At 64.3% G+C, this 16,538-nt stretch carries 13 protein-coding genes; 6 read left to right on the forward strand and 7 right to left on the reverse strand.

Annotated elements, in window-relative coordinates; translation table 11 throughout:
• Positions 1-137: 137 nt before the first annotated feature.
• Complete coding sequence (locus tag UC34_RS03835; RefSeq protein WP_063389817.1) at positions 138-1,094, forward strand: alpha/beta hydrolase family protein; 957 nt, start codon at positions 138-140, stop codon at positions 1,092-1,094.
• 117 nt (positions 1,095-1,211) lie between these two features.
• Positions 1,212-1,619 carry a MarR family winged helix-turn-helix transcriptional regulator gene (locus UC34_RS03840; RefSeq protein WP_237165306.1) on the forward strand — a complete coding sequence of 136 codons (408 nt, stop codon included), beginning with the start codon at positions 1,212-1,214 and terminating at the stop codon, positions 1,617-1,619.
• Here UC34_RS03840 and UC34_RS03845 read toward each other — a convergent pair.
• The 3 genes from UC34_RS03845 to UC34_RS03855 all read right to left on the reverse strand — a co-directional run bounded on the left by UC34_RS03845 (position 1,613) and on the right by UC34_RS03855 (position 5,591).
• Positions 1,613-2,065: a hypothetical protein gene (locus UC34_RS03845; RefSeq protein WP_157123013.1), complete on the reverse strand. Its 453-nt coding sequence runs from the start codon at positions 2,063-2,065 to the stop codon at positions 1,613-1,615. The genes UC34_RS03840 and UC34_RS03845 overlap by 7 nt on opposite strands.
• A gap of 255 nt (positions 2,066-2,320) precedes the next feature.
• Complete coding sequence (locus UC34_RS03850) at positions 2,321-3,700, reverse strand: MFS transporter (protein WP_044454086.1); 1,380 nt, start codon at positions 3,698-3,700, stop codon at positions 2,321-2,323.
• Between the two features lie 313 nt (positions 3,701-4,013).
• Positions 4,014-5,591 (reverse strand): glucan biosynthesis protein G, encoded by a 1,578-nt coding sequence (locus UC34_RS03855; protein WP_044457716.1) that lies wholly within the window; start codon positions 5,589-5,591, stop codon positions 4,014-4,016.
• Between the two features lie 242 nt (positions 5,592-5,833).
• Here UC34_RS03855 and bglX point away from each other — a divergent pair, with 242 nt between their 5' ends.
• Positions 5,834-8,188: a beta-glucosidase BglX gene (bglX, locus tag UC34_RS03860; protein ID WP_044457717.1), complete on the forward strand. Its 2,355-nt coding sequence runs from the start codon at positions 5,834-5,836 to the stop codon at positions 8,186-8,188.
• A 16-nt stretch (positions 8,189-8,204) separates the two neighbouring features.
• Here bglX and UC34_RS03865 read toward each other — a convergent pair whose 3' ends face one another.
• Entirely contained in the window at positions 8,205-9,104 is a 900-nt protein-coding gene (locus tag UC34_RS03865) for a LysR family transcriptional regulator (protein ID WP_157123306.1), read from the reverse strand.
• Positions 9,105-9,211: 107 nt separating this feature from the next.
• Between UC34_RS03865 and UC34_RS03870 the strand changes: the two genes are divergently transcribed.
• Entirely contained in the window at positions 9,212-10,321 is a 1,110-nt protein-coding gene (locus tag UC34_RS03870; RefSeq protein WP_044454088.1) for a tartrate dehydrogenase, read from the forward strand.
• On the opposite strand, the gene UC34_RS03875 is transcribed toward UC34_RS03870, so the two are convergent.
• The gene (locus tag UC34_RS03875; protein ID WP_044457718.1) at positions 10,288-11,712 is read right to left on the reverse strand and encodes an LLM class flavin-dependent oxidoreductase; all 1,425 of its coding nucleotides are present in this window, start codon (positions 11,710-11,712) and stop codon (positions 10,288-10,290) included. The genes UC34_RS03870 and UC34_RS03875 overlap by 34 nt on opposite strands.
• Positions 11,713-11,967: 255 nt before the next feature.
• Here UC34_RS03875 and UC34_RS03880 point away from each other — a divergent pair, with 255 nt between their 5' ends.
• Together UC34_RS03880 and UC34_RS03885 are read left to right on the forward strand one after the other, a co-directional pair.
• The gene (locus tag UC34_RS03880; protein WP_052810888.1) at positions 11,968-13,116 is read left to right on the forward strand and encodes an ABC transporter substrate-binding protein; all 1,149 of its coding nucleotides are present in this window, start codon (positions 11,968-11,970) and stop codon (positions 13,114-13,116) included.
• Positions 13,117-13,239: 123 nt separating this feature from the next.
• A complete protein-coding gene (locus tag UC34_RS03885; RefSeq protein ID WP_044454089.1) occupies positions 13,240-14,274 on the forward strand; it encodes a GlxA family transcriptional regulator in 1,035 nt (344 codons plus the stop codon).
• Here UC34_RS03885 and UC34_RS03890 read toward each other — a convergent pair.
• A complete protein-coding gene (locus UC34_RS03890; protein WP_044457720.1) occupies positions 14,266-15,378 on the reverse strand; it encodes a DJ-1/PfpI family protein in 1,113 nt (370 codons plus the stop codon). The genes UC34_RS03885 and UC34_RS03890 overlap by 9 nt on opposite strands.
• Before the next feature lie 194 nt (positions 15,379-15,572).
• Positions 15,573-16,514 carry a LysR family transcriptional regulator gene (locus UC34_RS03895; RefSeq protein WP_044454090.1) on the reverse strand — a complete coding sequence of 314 codons (942 nt, stop codon included), beginning with the start codon at positions 16,512-16,514 and terminating at the stop codon, positions 15,573-15,575.
• Positions 16,515-16,538 lie beyond the last annotated feature (24 nt).

Raw genomic sequence — 16,538 nt, forward strand, 5'->3', positions numbered from 1 at the left:
TACGAAATAAAAATCCCAATATACTTCGTATGCGAATTAAATATCCCATCGAGTCGGCTAGTCGACATCGATGGGTCGATGCGTTGAATTGAATGGCGCCGTACCCCTCGGGCTGGCGAGCGCCGGGGAGTCATGCCATGTCGTCGCTTTCCGTCGAAATTCCCGCCATGGATGGTTATCCGCTCGGGGCTCACGTCTGGTATCCCGACGATTTGCCGGCCAAGGGCCTCGTGCTCGTGCATCCGGCAACGGCGGTGCCTGAGCGGCTGTACATGGCGTTCGCGCAATACGTCGCCCAGCGCGGGCTGATCGCCGTCACGTACAGCTATCGAGGCGTCGACGGATCGCGCCCCGCATCGTTGCGGGGCTTCAAGGCGAGAATGCGCGACTGGGCCGATCTGGATGTGGAGGGGGTTACCCGCTGGGCATCGACGCATTACCCCGCGTTGCCGTTGTACGCCGTCGGCCACAGTTTTGGCGGCCATGCCATCGGGTTGTGCGAAAGCTCGAACCTGCTGCGCGCCGCCGTTCAGGTGGCATCGCACGCGGGCGCCATGCGCGTGGTCGCGAATCGCCGTGAACGCGCCAGAATCACCTTGCTCATGCACTGGATCGCGCCGCCGCTGGCGCGCGTGACGGGATTCATGCCGGGCAGTCGTCTGGGCATCGGCGAGGACCTTCCAAGGGATGTGCTGCTCGAATGGAGCGACTGGACGCGTTTGCCAAACTATTTCTTCGACGATCCGACGCTCGATGCCGAGTCACGCTTCGCCCGAGTTCGCATTCCCATTCTTTCGCTGGGATTTGACGACGATCCGTGGGCCACGCGTATCGGCATCGACATGCTCGTGTCCCGGTTTCGTCACACCCGCGTGACACGACGCGAAATTCCGGCGAGTCGTTCGGACACCGGCGCGATCGGGCATATGGGATACTTTCGCCAACGCTCCGGCGCGTTTCTCTGGCCGGAGACCGTCGACTGGCTGTTGTCGACGGGCGCGGGCAATCCCGCGAGCGGTGGACGCACGGCGAGCGTGTCGACGTACACCGCCGCAGCGGGCGCCGCGCCATCCACATCCCATCCTTCAGACTGATCACACGGCATGCCGAAACGCCAAGCGTCCCTTGCTGCGAAGGCTTCAAAGAAAACGCCCGGAACGACACCGGGCAACACCGATGCGACCGAAGCCACCGATCGTCGCTTGCTGTTCCTGCTCAACGTCGGCCAACGGCGCGTGCAGCAGTGGATCGACGCGCGCTCGGTCGACAGCGCCGGCGTGAGCGCCGCGCAAGCGGGTGTCCTTTTCTACCTGCTGCATCACGACGACGCCCTCGTGGGCGAAGTGGGGGCGGCGTTGCAACTGTCGCCGTCGTCGATGACGGGACTGGCCAATCGCATGGTGAGCGCCGGGCTGCTCACCCGGCGTGCCGACGCCACCGACGGGCGCGCCACGCGGCTGCGCGTGAGCGCAGCCGGTCACAAGGCCATCGCGCGCGCGAGAGAAGTGCTCGCCGAACTCAACGACCTGCTGCACGACGACTTTTCCGAAGCAGAGTTACGCGTCGTGGCGCGGTGGCTTGGCAATCTGCAAAAACGCTTCCCCGCCGACGGTCAGTGAATCGCGAGCGCGTTGGTTTGTACGTTGGCGGCGCCAGCCACCACGTTCACGCCGATGTTGCCCGATGCCCCCATCAGCGCCCGATCGCCGAGCGATGCATGCATCGCGCCCCTGATGGCGCCCGTGACGGCGGCGGCGTTGCGGATCGTCTGATGCGTATCGACTGAAATGTGCGCTGCCTTGGAGAGCACGATCTGATTCGATTGCGCATTGAGCGCGCCCGCAGCGGCATTCACGCCGACATTGCCATGCGCGTCGCGCAGCGCGTCGGCGCCAAGCATGGCGACAGCGGCTGACTGGCTGCCGAAGACGACATCGCCCGTAAGCGTCTGGCGGGTGGAGAGCTGGACGACACTGGCGTTGTCGGAGGGGGCAGCAAAGGCCGGAACGTGAACGACAGCGGCGGCGGCGAGCACCAAAGAACTCAGCAAAGTGAGACGCGGCATGTTGGTCTTCCCCAGAGTGTCCGTTGGGACGGATATCTGGATAACGGCGCCTGAGGCGCTCGGGTTGAATGATGTTTCGCGTGTCGCGCTTTGCGTCGGGCAATTGTTGCTGTGCCCCTGCACCGGCGCGCGCTTCACCGAAAGCCGCAGTCGTTCCCGTGACCGCTGCGGCGCGAATTCTCGCATGACGGCAAACGGCTGTGCCGTCATGCGAATCGCATCGTTTCGTCGCCGAACCGCGCTTGACGCGCGAGATTACGCAGGTTCTCCCGCGCCGTTCGCCAATCCTGCCGAATGGTTTCTCGATTGGGCTGCCGCTTGCTGCTGCACCGATGCCGATTTCTTGTGGTCGATGAGCAACACGGCGATCACGGCGATGACGGCAGGAATCGCGATTGCCATAAAGTTTTGCTGCAACGGCAACGACATGCTCACAAGCACGCCGATCACGATGGGCGCGAGAATGGCGCCGCTGCGCCCCACGCCTGAGGCCCAGCCGATGCCCGTGCCGCGCGCGGCCATCGGATAGAACTGACCCGCGTAGGCGTACGTCACGATCTGCGTGCCGATGGTCGAGGCACCCGCCAGGCCCACGAGCACGAACAGCACCGGTGTCGGCACCTTCACGCCGAGCAGCGTGATCGAGACGGCGGCAAGCGCGTACATCCCCACGAGCACGTACTTGATGTTGAAGCGATCGGCGAGCCAGCCGCCGCCGATGGCGCCGAGCATCGCGCCGAAGTTGAGCACGAGTACGAACGTGAGTGCGGATCCGAGGCTGTATCCGGCGCTTGCCATGAGCTTCGCGAGCCACGAACTGAGCGCGTACACCATGAACAGGCACATGAAGAACGCGACCCAAAGCATCACCGTGCTGAAGCCTCGGCCATCCTGAAACAGACGCGAGAGCGGTGCCGCCTGCTTGCGGTCGGTATTGGGCAAGCCGAACTGATCGGACGGCTGGGCGACATACGTGGGCGACAGACGGCCGAGCACTTGTCTGAGCGTGTCGAGGCGTCCCGTGCGAATCAGAAACGGCATGGATTCCGGCAGCGCTCTCATGGCGAAAGGCACGAGCAACGCCGGCAGGCTCGCGGCGAGAAATACGGACTGCCAGCCATAGGATTCGATCAGTCCCTTGCCGAGCAGCGCGGCGAGCATGCCGCCGACCGAGTAGCCCGAGAACATCAGCGTGACCAGCGTGCCGCGCAGGCGGCGCGGCGAATACTCGGTCATCTGTGCGACGACGATAGGCATCACGCCGCCGATGCCCACGCCTGCGAGAAAGCGTGTTACGGAGAAGCTGACGGGCTCACGGGTGAGACCGGCTGCCGCGGTGAATAGAGAGAACATCAGCACACAAATGGCGATCGCCTTGCGACGGCCGATGCTGTCGGCCACCATGCCCATCACGATCGCGCCGAACATCATGCCGAAGAGGGCAGAGCTGACCATGAAACCAGCGCTGGTCGCGTCGACGTTCATGGCCTTCATGATCGACGGCAGCGCAATGCCGGCGACCGCGAGATCGTAGCCGTCGAAGATGATGATGAGTGCGCACCAAAGCAGAATGCGCCCGTGATAGCCGTTGAAGCGCGCTTCGTCGGCCAGATGATGTACGTCGATATGTCGCATGCGGTGTCTCCATAACGAATCCGCCCTCCGTCGAAACGCGGAGAGTTCTCTGGGATTGCTTATGACCGACGCAAGCGGCATCAAGGCCGGGCTTCGCCAACCACCTCTATGAACGACGGGTGGCTATTTATGCAATATTGTGCATGCAGTAAACGCGAAATGGCGTTCGACTGCAAGGCAAATTTGCGGTGGCTAGGGTTTTACATGAGAAAACATCGCTCGTAAGTACCTGTTTAATTGCGAGGCAGAGAGGATGCTGGCGGGAGGGAGGTGCGGCGGCGGGTGGCCGCCGCACGAACTAATTTAATGCAACTTATTGCTTCGCGACCGAGAAGGGCGGGAGCTGATAGCTCCATGTCTCGCTGATCGCACGGCCCCCCGAGACGAGCGCTGCACGCAGTTCGACGACCTTGGCCGGGTCCTTGACCATGACCCGCAGGTTCAGCCGCATGCCGCGTGTAGCCGGATTCGGTTGCAGCGTCTGCTCGATGATGGTGGCGTTATCGCTGACGCTGACCTGCGGCGTGACCGACGCGGCGGGCAACGTGGCGAGCGGGCCGCCGTCAAAGTCCACGATCAGGCCGGTGCTGCCGTCGAAGTGACGAATCAGGTTGGCCTGTGTGATTTCGCCGGCCGTGCGAAGCGTCTGCTTCACCCACGCCAGATTGCGATCGATGATGCCGCGCTCGTTCATCGTCCAGCGAATGTTGTAGTCGGCCTGCAACGGCTGCCCCTTGGGCGGCAACTGGTCAGGCGTCCAGAACGCGCCGATGTTGTCGTTGGTTTCGTCCGGCGACGGAATCTCGACGAGTTCAACGTGACCTTTGCCCCAGTCGCCCTGCGGCTCGACCCAGGCGCTCGGGCGCAGGTCGTAGCGATCCTTCAGGTCTTCGTACTGCGAGAAATCGCGCCCGCGCTGGAGCAGACCGAAGCCGCGCGGATTCGTCACCTGGAACTGGCTGATGGCGAGATTGCGCGGATTGTTCAGGGGGCGCCAGATCCATTCGCCGTTGCCCGCGTGAATCGCCAGCCCGTTCGAGTCATGCAACGCCGGGCGGAAGTTGTAAGGGTCGCGCTGCTGGTTCGGCCCGAACAGGAACATGCTCGTGAGCGGCGCGATGCCAAGCTTCGTCACCTTGTCGCGCATGAACACGCGGGCCTGCACCTTGAGCACGGAATCCTCGCCTGGCGTCAGGTCGAAACGGTAGGCGCCGGTGGCGCGCTTCGAATCGAGCAGGGCGTAGAAGACGAGATGCTTGTCGCCCGCATTGGGACGCTCGATCCAGAATTCGCGAAACGCCGGGAATTCTTCGGCGATGGGCAAACCGGTGTCGATGGCGAGGCCACGCGCCGACAGGCCATAGATCTGTCCCTTGCCGATGACGCGGAAATAGCTCGCGCCCAGCACGCTCATGATCTCGTCGAGCTTGCCCGGTTCGTTGATGGGATAGAGCACCCGGAAGCCCGCATACCCCAGATTGTGAGTTGCGCTGCGCTCGAGCTTGAGATCGCCGAAGTCGAAGCGGTTGCTGTCGTACTTGATCTCGTCGATCTTCGCGCTGGCGCCGCTGCCGACGATTTCGTTGATCTTCACCGGCGTGCTGAACTGCATGCCCTGATGATAGAAGCCGAGCTTGAAGGCCGTGGGCTGATCGTTCCATTCGAACGCTTCGCGGCGCGGCTGGATCTTGATGTAGTCGCCGAACTGCATTTTCGCGAAGGCCGGCGTGAGGTTGCTCACCGGGGCCGCGTAGGGCTTGTCGGAAAGCGCTTTGGCGCGGGCGGTCACGTCGTCGAGGGAGAACGCATGGGCATGCGCGGCGCCCACCAGGGCGGCGCCGACGACGAGCCGCGACGCGTAGCGGCGCCAGAACGGGGTCTGAGAAAACAAAACCAAAAGTCGCTCCTGAAGTGAAATGGCAGTTCGCCTCGGCGCTGACTTCGGGCAGCGCGTTACCGCATCGAGGCACGGAATTCTTTCAAATAACGCCAATTGTGGCAAAGTATCGCACTTCGTGTCGCGAGTTCGCCCCGGTGCGGCTTGCGATGCCTGCCGATACGACGACCCGGACGCCCGGACTCGCGGACCTTGCTGCGCGTGCCGTGCGTCGCACTCAATTGGATCGCCATCACATGCAAACGCTCCGCGCACTGGCTCTCGCAGCCAGTCTCGTAGTGGCGCCGGCCTTTGCCAGCGCCGCTCAAGCTTCCGACAACGCCGACAAGCGCGACGTTCCCGTTGCAACCGTTGCACCCATTGCAATGCCTTCGGCGTCCGCCAAGCAAAAGTTTGTCGACGATCTCCTCGCGCGCATGACGCTCGACGAGAAAATCGGCCAGTTGCGCCTGATCAGCATCGGTGCGGAGATGCCGCAGCCGCAACTCATCAAGGAAATCGCCGCCGGCCGTGTCGGCGGCACTTTCAACTCGGTGACGCCGAGCGAGAACCGCCCGTTGCAGGACGCCGCCGTCAAACAAAGCCGCCTGAAGATTCCGATCTTCTTCGCTTACGATATCGTGCACGGCCACCGTACCGTGTTTCCGATCAGCCTCGGCCTGGCGTCGAGCTGGGACATGTCGGTCGTTCGTCAGGCGGCGCGCGTGTCCGCCGTCGAAGCGAGTGCCGACGGCCTCGACGCGACTTTCGCGCCCATGGTGGACATCTCGCGCGACCCGCGCTGGGGTCGCACCTCGGAAGGCTTCGGCGAGGACCCCTATCTGGTCTCGCAAAGCGCACGCGCGAGCGTGCAGGGCTTTCAGGGCACGTCGCCCGCCAACCCCGACAGCCTGATGGCGTTCGTGAAGCACTTCGCGCTGTACGGCGCGGTCGAAGGCGGACGTGACTACAACGTCGTCGACATGAGCCCGATGCGCATGTATCAGGACTATCTGCCGCCATATCGCGCCGGGATCGACGCGGGCGCGGGCGGCGTGATGATTGCGCTGAACTCGGTCAATGGCACGCCCGCCACGTCCAACAAGTGGCTGCTGCAAGACCTGCTGCGTGGCGAATGGGGTTTCAAGGGTGTGACGGTCAGCGATCATGGCGCCATCGAGGAACTGATGCGTCACGGCGTGGCGAAGGACGGCCGCGAGGCCGCCAGGCTCGCCATCGAAGCCGGCGTCGACATGAGCATGGCCGATCAGCAGTACCTCAAGCAGTTACCGGACCTGGTGAAGTCGGGCGACGTGCCGATGCGTTATATCGACAACGCCGTGCGCGAAGTGCTCGGGGCGAAATACGACATGGGCCTCTTTGCCGATCCGTATCGCCGCATCGGACAGGCCGGGAACGATCCGAAGGACGTGAATGCCGAAAGCCGCATGCACCGCGATGCGGCGCGCGATGTCGCCCGCAAGTCGGTCGTGCTGCTGGAGAATCGGCATGACACGCTGCCGCTCAGGAAAGCGGGCAAGGTCGCCGTGATCGGACCGCTCGCCGACTCGAAGCTCGACATGATGGGCAGTTGGTCGGCCGCAGGCAAGCACGCGCAGGCCGTGTCGCTGCTCCAGGGCGTACGCGACGTGCTCGGCACGAACGCCCAGGTCAGCTATGCGCGTGGCGCGAACATCACCGATGATCCGCGCGTCGTCGAATATCTCAACTTCCTCGACTGGGACAATCCGGAAGTCGTGCAGGACAAGCGCACGCCGCAGCAGATGATCGACGAGGCCGTGCAGGTCGCGCGCAATGCCGATACGCTGATCGTGGCCGTGGGCGAATCGCGCGGCATGTCGCACGAGGCATCGAGCCGCACGAGCCTGATGCTCCCGAGCAGCCAGCTTGCGTTGTTACAGGCGCTCAAGGCCACGGGCAAGCCGCTCGTGGTCGTGCTGATGAACGGCCGCCCGCTGGACCTGAACTGGGTGAGCGTCAACGCCGACGCCATGCTCGAGACCTGGTACGCCGGGACCGAGGGCGGTCATGCGATTGCCGATGTGCTGTTCGGCGACTACAACCCGTCGGGCAGGCTGCCAATCTCGTTTCCGCGCTCGATCGGTCAGATTCCGACGTACTACAACCAGTTGCGCATCGGCCGTCCGTTTACGCCGGGCAAGCCTGCGAACTATACGTCGCAATACTTCGAGGAAGACTCGGGGCCGCTGTACGCCTTCGGCTATGGCCTGAGCTACACCACCTTCGAGGTGTCCCCGGTCAAGCTCTCGTCGAAGTCGATGACGACCGGCGGCAAGCTCGACGCGAGCGTCACGGTGCGCAACACGGGCAAGCGCGAAGGCGAGACCGTCGTGCAGTTGTACTTGCAGGACGTGGCCGCTTCGATCGTGCGCCCGGTCAAGGAACTGAAGGGCTTCCAGAAGGTGAGCCTGAAGCCGGGCGAATCGCGCACGGTGCACTTCGCCATCGACGCCGGCTTGCTGAAGTTCTACAACGCGAAGCTGCAATACGTGGCCGAGCCGGGCGAATTCAACGTCCAGATCGGCCTCGACTCGCAGCACGTCGAACAGGCGACATTTACCCTTCAGTAAGCGCGCTTCCCCTGCTTCACGCCTGCGTCTGAAATTCCCCGGCAAGGAATTCGACGCAGGCACGCACCTTCGCTGACGACGCCACGCGCGACGGATACACCGCCCACACATTGGCCGGTTGCGTGACCTCCGGCAACACCTGCACCAGTTCCCCGCGCGCGATGAGCGCCCCCACGTCCCACATCGAGCGCAGCACGATGCCTTGCGCGTCGAGCGCCCATTGCACCGCGACTTCCCCGTGATTCGTCGACAGCGGCCCCGTGACCTTGAGCGAGACGGATTCGCCGCGCTGCTGTAGCCGCCACACGCCGAACGGATGATCCCGTTCCTTGATGACGATGCAGGCGTGTCCGGCCAGATCGCTCAACTGACGCGGCGTGCCGTGCGTCTCCAGATACGCGGCCGAGGCGCATAACACGCGATGGTTGTCGGCGAGCTTGCGGGCGATCAGATGTGGCGCAATGTCGTCGCCGATACGCACGTCGAGGTCGTAGCCTTCGGCCGCGACGTCCACGATCCGGTCGAACAGATCGAGGCGCACGTTCAACTGGGGATGCAGCGCGCGCAGTCGGGACATTGCCGGCGCGACCACGTGACGTCCGAAGCCGAAGCTGCTCGATACTCGCAGCGTGCCGCGCGGCACCTGCCGGGTGCTCGATACGTCCTCCATCAGATGATTCACGTCGTCGAGAATCTTCTCGGCCCATGCGTAGACTCGCTCGCCCGCGTCGGTAATCGCCACGCGCCGCGTCGAGCGGTGCAGCAACCGCGTGCCAAGGTCCGCTTCGAGCATGCCCACGCGTTTGCTGACATAGGCCGGTGAGACGCCCAGCGCTTCGGCGGCCGCCGAGAAACTGGCGCGGCGGGCGACCTGACAGAACACGCGCAGGTCGTCGAGATTCGGATTGACGGGCAGGGGTTTATTCACGATTCGTGGATAGTGGATTAACCGATTGGGGGATTTTATCCGCGTTGGAATGGAATAACCTAACGCACATTCGTCAAACGTTCAGGAGACAGACCATGACCGAATCGTCCCAACGCGCCCAGCGTCCGTTCAGGATCGCCGTAATTCCGGGTGATGGCATCGGCAAGGAAGTGATGCCCGAAGGCCTGCGCGTGCTCGACGCCGCCAGCAAGCGCTTCGGCATCCCCGTCGAGTACCAGCACATCGAGTGGGCAAGTTGCGATTACTACGCCGCGCACGGTCAGATGATGCCGGACGACTGGAAGGAGCAGCTCGCGGGCGTGGACGCCATTCTCTTCGGCGCAGTCGGCTGGCCTGAAACGGTGCCCGATCACATCTCGCTCTGGGGCTCGCTGCTCAAGTTCCGTCGCGAGTTCGACCAGTACATCAATCTGCGCCCGGCGCGCTTGTTCGATGGCGTGCCTTCACCGCTGGCGAACCGCAAGGCGGGGGACATCGATTTCATGATCGTGCGCGAGAACACCGAAGGCGAATATTCGTCCGTCGGCGGCGTGATGTTCGAAGGCACGGAGCGTGAGTTCGTGGTGCAGGAGTCGGTATTCACCCGCCACGGCACGGAGCGCGTGCTGAAGTTCGCGTTCGATCTGGCGCAGCAGCGCCAGCGCAAGCATGTGACGGTCGCGACCAAGAGCAATGGCATCTCGATCTCGATGCCCTGGTGGGACAAGCGGGCTGCCGAGACGGCCGCCCAATATCCCGACATTACGTGGGACAAGCAGCACATCGACATTCTGTGTGCGCGTTTCGTGCTGAATCCGGATCGTTTCGACGTGGTCGTCGCATCGAATCTGTTCGGCGACATTCTGTCCGACCTCGGCCCGGCATGTACCGGCACGATCGGCATTGCGCCGTCGGGCAATCTGAACCCGGAAGGCAAGTTCCCGTCGCTGTTCGAACCGGTGCACGGCTCGGCGCCCGACATTGCGGGCAAGAACATCGCCAACCCGATCGGCATGATCTGGACCGCCGCGATGATGCTTGATTTCATCGGTCGCGGCGACTCGCGCACGCGCGACGCCCACGATGCGATCCTGGCGGCCATCACGCAGGTAATCAAGGACGGTCCGCGCACCGGCGACATGGGCGGGCGCGCGAACACGACCGAAGTGGGTCAGGCGATTGCGGCAGTGGTCGCGGCCGGCTGATCGGCCGACGTCCCTGGCGCTGCACCCGCTGGCGATGCAATGTCGCGCGGCGGGTGGTCGTCGAAGTAGCGATTGGGCACCGGCGGCACGCCAAGATTCTCGCGGAACGTGCGACCCTCGTACCGCGTGCGGAAAAGGCCGCGCCGCTGCAATTCCGGCACCACGAGATCCACGAACGACGTGATACCCACGGGCGCGCTCGGAAACATGATGTTGAAACCGTCTGCCGCGCCCGTCTCGAACCAGTGCTGGAAGTCGTCGGCGATCGATGCCGGCGTGCCGACCAGCACGCGGTGCCCCCCGCCGGTAAATCGCGTGTAGAGCTGCCGTACGGTCGGCTGTTCTCGTCGAATCCAGTCCACCAGCAACTTCTGACGGCTCTTGTGCGAGTTCGTCTCCGGGACATGGTCGGGCAGCGGCACCTTCGCGTCGAAGGGCAAGCTCGCCAGGTCGATGCCCAGGCTCGCATAGTTGGTCAGTGCATTGAGCGCCACGGCGGGATCGCGATGCGAGAGCAGGCTGTCGTAAATGTCCTCCGCTTCGGATTGCGTGCGCCCGACGATGGGCGACACGCCCGGCAGAATGAAAATGTGCTCCGGCTTGCGGCCATACTTCAGCGCGCGTGTTTTCACGTCGGTATAGAAGGCGCGGGCCTCCTCGATATCCTGCGCAGCCGTGTAGAGCAGCTCGCCCGCGCGTGCGGCGAGTTCACGTCCCGCTTCGCTCGAGCCCGCCTGCGCAATCACCGGCCAGCCCTGAACGGGGCGTGGCGCATTCAACGGCCCGCGCACCTGAAAGTGCTTGCCCCGATGGTCGAGGGTGCGGATGCGCGACGGATCGGCCCATTGGCCCGTGGCCTTGTTACGCACGAAGGCGTCGTCGGCATGCGTGTCCCAGAGGCCGGTCACGACGTCGTAGAACTCGTTGGCGCGCTCGTAGCGCAGCGCATGATCGACGTGGTCGTCGCGGTTGAAGTTCTGGCCGCCCCCTGTGGAGGTGACCAGATTCCAGCCCGCGCGGCCGCCGGACAGGTGGTCGAGCGATGCAAACGCGCGTGCCACGTTGTACGGTTCGCTGTAGGTGGTGCTCACGGAGGCGACCAGGCCGATGTGCCGGGTGGCGCCCGCCAGACCTGCGAGCAGCACCACGGGGTCCCAGCGCGGCGCGCCGGGGCTGTGGGCAAGGGCGATGGGGTCCGTCGAGACAAAGAGATTGTCGAAGAAGAACAACGCGTCGAACAGGCCGCGCTCGAGTTCCTGGGCGTAGTGACGGTAGCGCGCGAATTGCGAATAGGCGTCGGTGTCCGTGTCGGGATGACGCCAGCTGTCGCCCTGCACGCCGGAACCCGACATGTAGGCGCCCAGCCGGAGCTTGCGGGCAGGTTGGCTCATGAGCTTGCTCTCGTTCGATTTCGGTAGACGATCACGATAAGCGAGCCATTCGTCGCACGGCAAACAACGAAACTCGATAAGCAAAACAACATAAGCAAACGCACATAAGCAAACGCACATAAGCAAACGCACATAAGCAAACGCGTGAAGGGCGCGCTATGGATCGCATCAATCGATGGTTGGGGATGCGGCGACGCGTGTCTAGACTGGCACATCCTCCACTCTTTCGGCCGCGTTCGTGCGTGGCGACATGACATGACGACATCTGCCTCCCATGCCGCTGCACAGGACGATCCGGTGCTCGACGCATTCATTGCGGCCTCTGCCATTGCGTTCGGTCTGTACGTCTCGCCGCCCTCGCGTGCAGCGATGGTGCGCGCGACGCTCGCACGCGCCGCAAAGCGCGACCTGCGCTCGCGTGCCCGGCAACAGTGGCCGATCTGGCGTGCCCGCCTGCGACGTGGGGCGGCGGCGGCGCTCAGCGTGGCTGCCATCCTGCCGTTCGCCAGCAAGGCGGCGGACAAGCCGGTGCTGGTGGTGGGCGATCAGGCATACAACGCCCAGAGCCTTTTCGAAGCGTCCGGCGCATTGCAGGACGCGCCGTACACCGTCTCATGGAAACAGTTCCCGGCAGGCACGCCGGTGATCGAGGCCGTCAACGCCGGCGCGCTGGACATCGGTCTGCAGGGCGATGGTCCGGTGCTGTTCCTCGCCGCGCAGGGCGCACCCGTCAAGGTCATCGGCATCTATCGCGACAGTCCCGACAGTGTGGTGTTGCTCGCGGGGCCGCATACGCAGATCAAGACGGTTGCCGACCTGAAGGGCAAGACGGTGGCGGTCACGCGAGGCGGATGGTCCCAGCAACTGGTGCAGGCGGCGCTCACCTCTGCCGGTCTGCCGCTCGATTCCGTGAAGTATTCGTATCTGGCGTCCGTCGATTCGGCAGCGGCGCTTCAGGCGGGCAAGGTCGATGCGACCGCGACCTGGGAGCCGTACGTCACGCGTTTGCGTCAGGCTGGGGCCAAGACCGTGGTCACGGCGCGTGGACTGATCGCGGCGCAAAGCTATCTGTCGACGACACAGAAGGTCATCGACAGCAAACGAGAGCTGTTGGGCGACTTCGTTCAGCGTTATCAGCGTGCGCGCGAGTGGTCGCTGGCGGACCCGCGTCACATTGAACGTTATGCCGACGTGTGGGCGGCGAAGTCGCGCGTCGATCCGAAGCTCGCGCATCAATGGTTCAGCACGTCGCGCATTCGCTACGAGCCGCTCACGGACGGCGCCATCGCCGAAGCGCAAAAGAGCGTCGACGACTTCGTGAAGACGGGCACGCTGACGAAGGGCTTCGATGTGCGCGGTCTGTTCGATACGTCGTTCAACAAGTTCACGCAGGCGGCCCGATAAGGCCCGATAAGGCATCTCGCAGGGCCTGCACTTTCACGCCGGATTACCGCTCAGGGCTACAATGCTCGCCACCCGGCGGGCAGCGTGGCCCGTCCCTTGTCTTGTCGACTCAGGGAAATTGGCGTGTCATTCAGTGATCCATCTTTCGACGCGAGCGTCACCCGTCGTCACATCGTCATCGTGGCTTTCGAGGGCGTCGAGGCCATTGACGTCACCGGCCCTGCCAGTACCTTCGCCAAAGCGTCGCTTGCCGTGCCGGGCGCTTACCGTCTCACGGTGGCGTCGCCGCACGGGGGCAATGTTCGCACCAGCGCCGGGCTCTCCATTGCCGATACCACGCCGCTAAAGTCGCTGGTCGGCTCGTTCGACACGCATATCGACGATATCGATACCGTCATCGTGGCCGGCGGCGAAGAAGACGCGTTGCGTCGTGCCGTGCTGGACGACGGCGCGGCGCAGTGGGTCGCCGCCATCGCGCCCCGGGTGCGGCGTGTGGCCAGCGTCTGCACGGGGGCGTTCGTGCTGATGGCGGCGGGCCTGCTCGACGCGCGTGAGTCGACCACGCACTGGCGCGCGTGCGATCTGCTCGCGTCGATGTGCGCCGCGACCGACGTGCAGCACGACCGGGTGTTCGTGCGCGACGGCAAGCTCTGGACTTCCGGTGGCGTCACCACCGGCATCGACATGGCGCTGGGAATGATCGAAGCGGATCTCGGGCGCGCGCTTGCGATGGATATCGCGCGCGATCTCGCGTTGTTCTTGCTGCGGGGTGGAGCGGAGTCGCAGGTGAGCCGTTCGCTGACCTTGCAACAGGGCGCGACGTCGCCGGTGCGCGACGCCATCGCATGGATCGAGAGTCATCTCGATGCCGATCTCAGCGTCGATGCGCTTGCCGCTGTCGCTCGCATGAGTCCACGCAATTTCTCCCGTGCCTTTTCTCGCGACACCGGCGTGTCGCCCGCTCGCTATGTCACGCGCGCCCGCGTGCAGTTCGCGAATTCCTTGCTCCGGCAGACGGCGTGGCCGCAGGAGCGCATCGCGCAACGCAGCGGATTTCGCAGCGTCGATGCCTTGCAGCGCGCGTTTCGCGAGGCGTTCGGGGTACCGATGTCGCAATACCGGCGTGCGGCACAAACGCAGGGCACGACCCTAGCGTGATGTGTCGACGTATTCCATCGTCAGCGAGACGATGTCGCGCGTTGCCGATCCATAGCGATGCTCGATGGCATCGAGCGCCCCGGTGAAGCGGGTCATCGCGTTGCCGTCCGGGGAGAGCGGGAGTGTGCGTGCGGAAGCCCCGCTTTGTTGCGCGGTTTGCGCGATCAGTTGCAATCCGCTGGCCATCGTGACGCGCTCCGAGGCGGCGCCTGCATTGACTGCCACGGCCTGACTGCGCCACGTTCGGGACCAGGCGTCGGACACCAGCGCGAGCGACACGTCGTCGACACCGTCCCGAACGGGAATGGCGAAGGTCTCGTGTTGCCAGAAGGCCATCCAGTGCCGCGCGATCGTCCAGCGCCGCGAGGCGTCGAGCCGGAATCCGGCGCTGACGTGATGTGCCGACGCGTCGGTGACACCGAACATGCGTGCCACGTCCATAGCGCGCGATGTCCCGGCAATGCCCTCCACAAGCGTGATCGCCACCGGTAACGAGGCGCTCACACCGGTGGTCGTGACAACGCCGTCGTCATACAGGTAGCGAACGTCGGGCACGTAACGCCCCTCGGGATTGGCTTTGCGCAGGTCGTCCCGGTCATACCAATGGCCGGTAAAGCGTTTGCGCTGGAGCAATCCGGCGTGACTGAGCACTTTGGCGCCGGAACAGATGCCCACGATCAGTGCGCCTTGCGACGCCTGACGACGCAGCCACGCCAGCACGCGCGCGTCATCGTCGACATGCATCGCCGGCACGATCACGATGTCGGCCCCGTTCGGATGACGCGCGTCGAAGTCCGCCAGCGATGTGTCGGGTGCGATGCGTAGCGCTGGCATCAACGTGACCTCGCCGGACTCGACTGCCACGGCTTCCACCTGCGCGATGCCGGCGCGCCTGAGCACGGCGTAGGGCACCAGGAAGTCGGTCGTCTCCGTACCCTCGTTCGAAGCGATGACGGCAACGACCGGCTGGCGTGGGCGCGACGCAAGGGCGTCGAGCAGCTCGCGCCGGGCCTGCGTCGCTGCGTCTTGCGTCGCAAGCGCCATACGGGGAACGACAAGACAGAGGCCAAGCAGGACGGCGAGCAGCGAGGAACGAAAACGCATGATGTGGCGGGCGGCGAGTGGCAAGTGGCGCTAAGGCCGGGCGAAAGAGAATTCCGCAGCGTACCGGCTGGCGCCGTCAGTTCGCAATGACAGCGACGCCGCAGATCGTGCCAGCACGAAACAACGGGCACGGCGGTGAGAGGGGGAGCGGGCGGCCGCTGCCCTCGTCATCAGTCCGTCCAGGCGTCAAGCCATCAGGCCGTCACGCGGTTGCGCGTTACCGCACCCTCTCGCACCTTCTCGCCGCCGAACGCTCGCGGACGCGGCGCATCGACACGCTCGCGCAGCAACGCCACGGCGCGCTGCGCACGTGCCGAGAGCGGCCATTCGGCGCGATGGATCAGCCAGAGCGTATCGACCACAGGCGGGCCGCAATCCACCACGCGGATGGCGTCCTGCAACGGGAACGCCTGTCGCGCGTATTGCGGTATCACCGTGAATCCCAGGCCACGGGCCACGTATTCGAGAATCAGGCTGATCTGGTTCGTGCAGCCCTTGCTCGGCAGGCTTTGCACACCCGGGTTGCCGGGGAAGCGGCGGCTGAGCAGGCGCGTGGACATCGCCTCGCCATCCGGATGCTCGATGAAGCCGATGCGCTTCAGGTCGTCCCATGAATGAACGTCTTCTCCGGCAGGCACGACAAGTTCGAGCGGTTCCTGCGTGAACGGCGTGGCGCTCACGCGCGGGTCGTCGGGACGCAAGGTCACCAGGCCCAGCTCGAAGTGGTTCTGCAGCACGCCTTCCAGCACCTCTCGGTCCGGCGCGAAGCGGTGACGCACCGCCATCGCCGGATTGGCCTGCTGCATGTCCAGCAGGATCGGACACAGGTAGAGCCCGATGCTGCCCGGTGTGATGAGCGTGATGTTGCCGCATTCCTCGTTGGCGTCTTCCAGGCTGGAGCGCAAATGCCGGGCGGCGCACTCGACCTGATCGCAATAGGTGAGCAGCGCCTGCCCGGCAGGGGTGAGTTCAATGGCGCGCGGGCGCCGCACCAGCAACGTTCCGAACTCCTCTTCGAGATGTTTGATGTGCTGGCTCACGGCGGCCTGCGTCAGCCCGAGCCGATCAGCGGTGCGCGTGAAGTTGCCAAGCTCGGCGAGCGTGGCGAAGGACTTGAGCCACTGGGGATTCACCATAATGAACTGTTATCGAATCGATAA

Source organism: Pandoraea vervacti, from assembly GCF_000934605.2.
Taxonomy (GTDB): Bacteria; Pseudomonadota; Gammaproteobacteria; order Burkholderiales; family Burkholderiaceae; genus Pandoraea; species Pandoraea vervacti.

What these genes read in the sequence shown, in the direction of transcription:
- UC34_RS03835 (WP_063389817.1), top strand. Translation starts at nt 138, where the DNA reads ATGTCGTCGCTTTCCGTCGAAATTCCCGCCATGGATGGTTATCCGCTC.
- UC34_RS03845 (WP_157123013.1), bottom strand. Translation starts at nt 2,065, where the DNA reads ATGCCGCGTCTCACTTTGCTGAGTTCTTTGGTGCTCGCCGCCGCCGCT.
- UC34_RS03850 (WP_044454086.1), bottom strand. Translation starts at nt 3,700, where the DNA reads ATGCGACATATCGACGTACATCATCTGGCCGACGAAGCGCGCTTCAAC.
- bglX (WP_044457717.1), top strand. Translation starts at nt 5,834, where the DNA reads ATGCAAACGCTCCGCGCACTGGCTCTCGCAGCCAGTCTCGTAGTGGCG.
- UC34_RS03870 (WP_044454088.1), top strand. Translation starts at nt 9,212, where the DNA reads ATGACCGAATCGTCCCAACGCGCCCAGCGTCCGTTCAGGATCGCCGTA.
- UC34_RS03875 (WP_044457718.1), bottom strand. Translation starts at nt 11,712, where the DNA reads ATGAGCCAACCTGCCCGCAAGCTCCGGCTGGGCGCCTACATGTCGGGT.
- UC34_RS03880 (WP_052810888.1), top strand. Translation starts at nt 11,968, where the DNA reads ATGACGACATCTGCCTCCCATGCCGCTGCACAGGACGATCCGGTGCTC.
- UC34_RS03890 (WP_044457720.1), bottom strand. Translation starts at nt 15,378, where the DNA reads ATGCGTTTTCGTTCCTCGCTGCTCGCCGTCCTGCTTGGCCTCTGTCTT.
- UC34_RS03895 (WP_044454090.1), bottom strand. Translation starts at nt 16,514, where the DNA reads ATGGTGAATCCCCAGTGGCTCAAGTCCTTCGCCACGCTCGCCGAGCTT.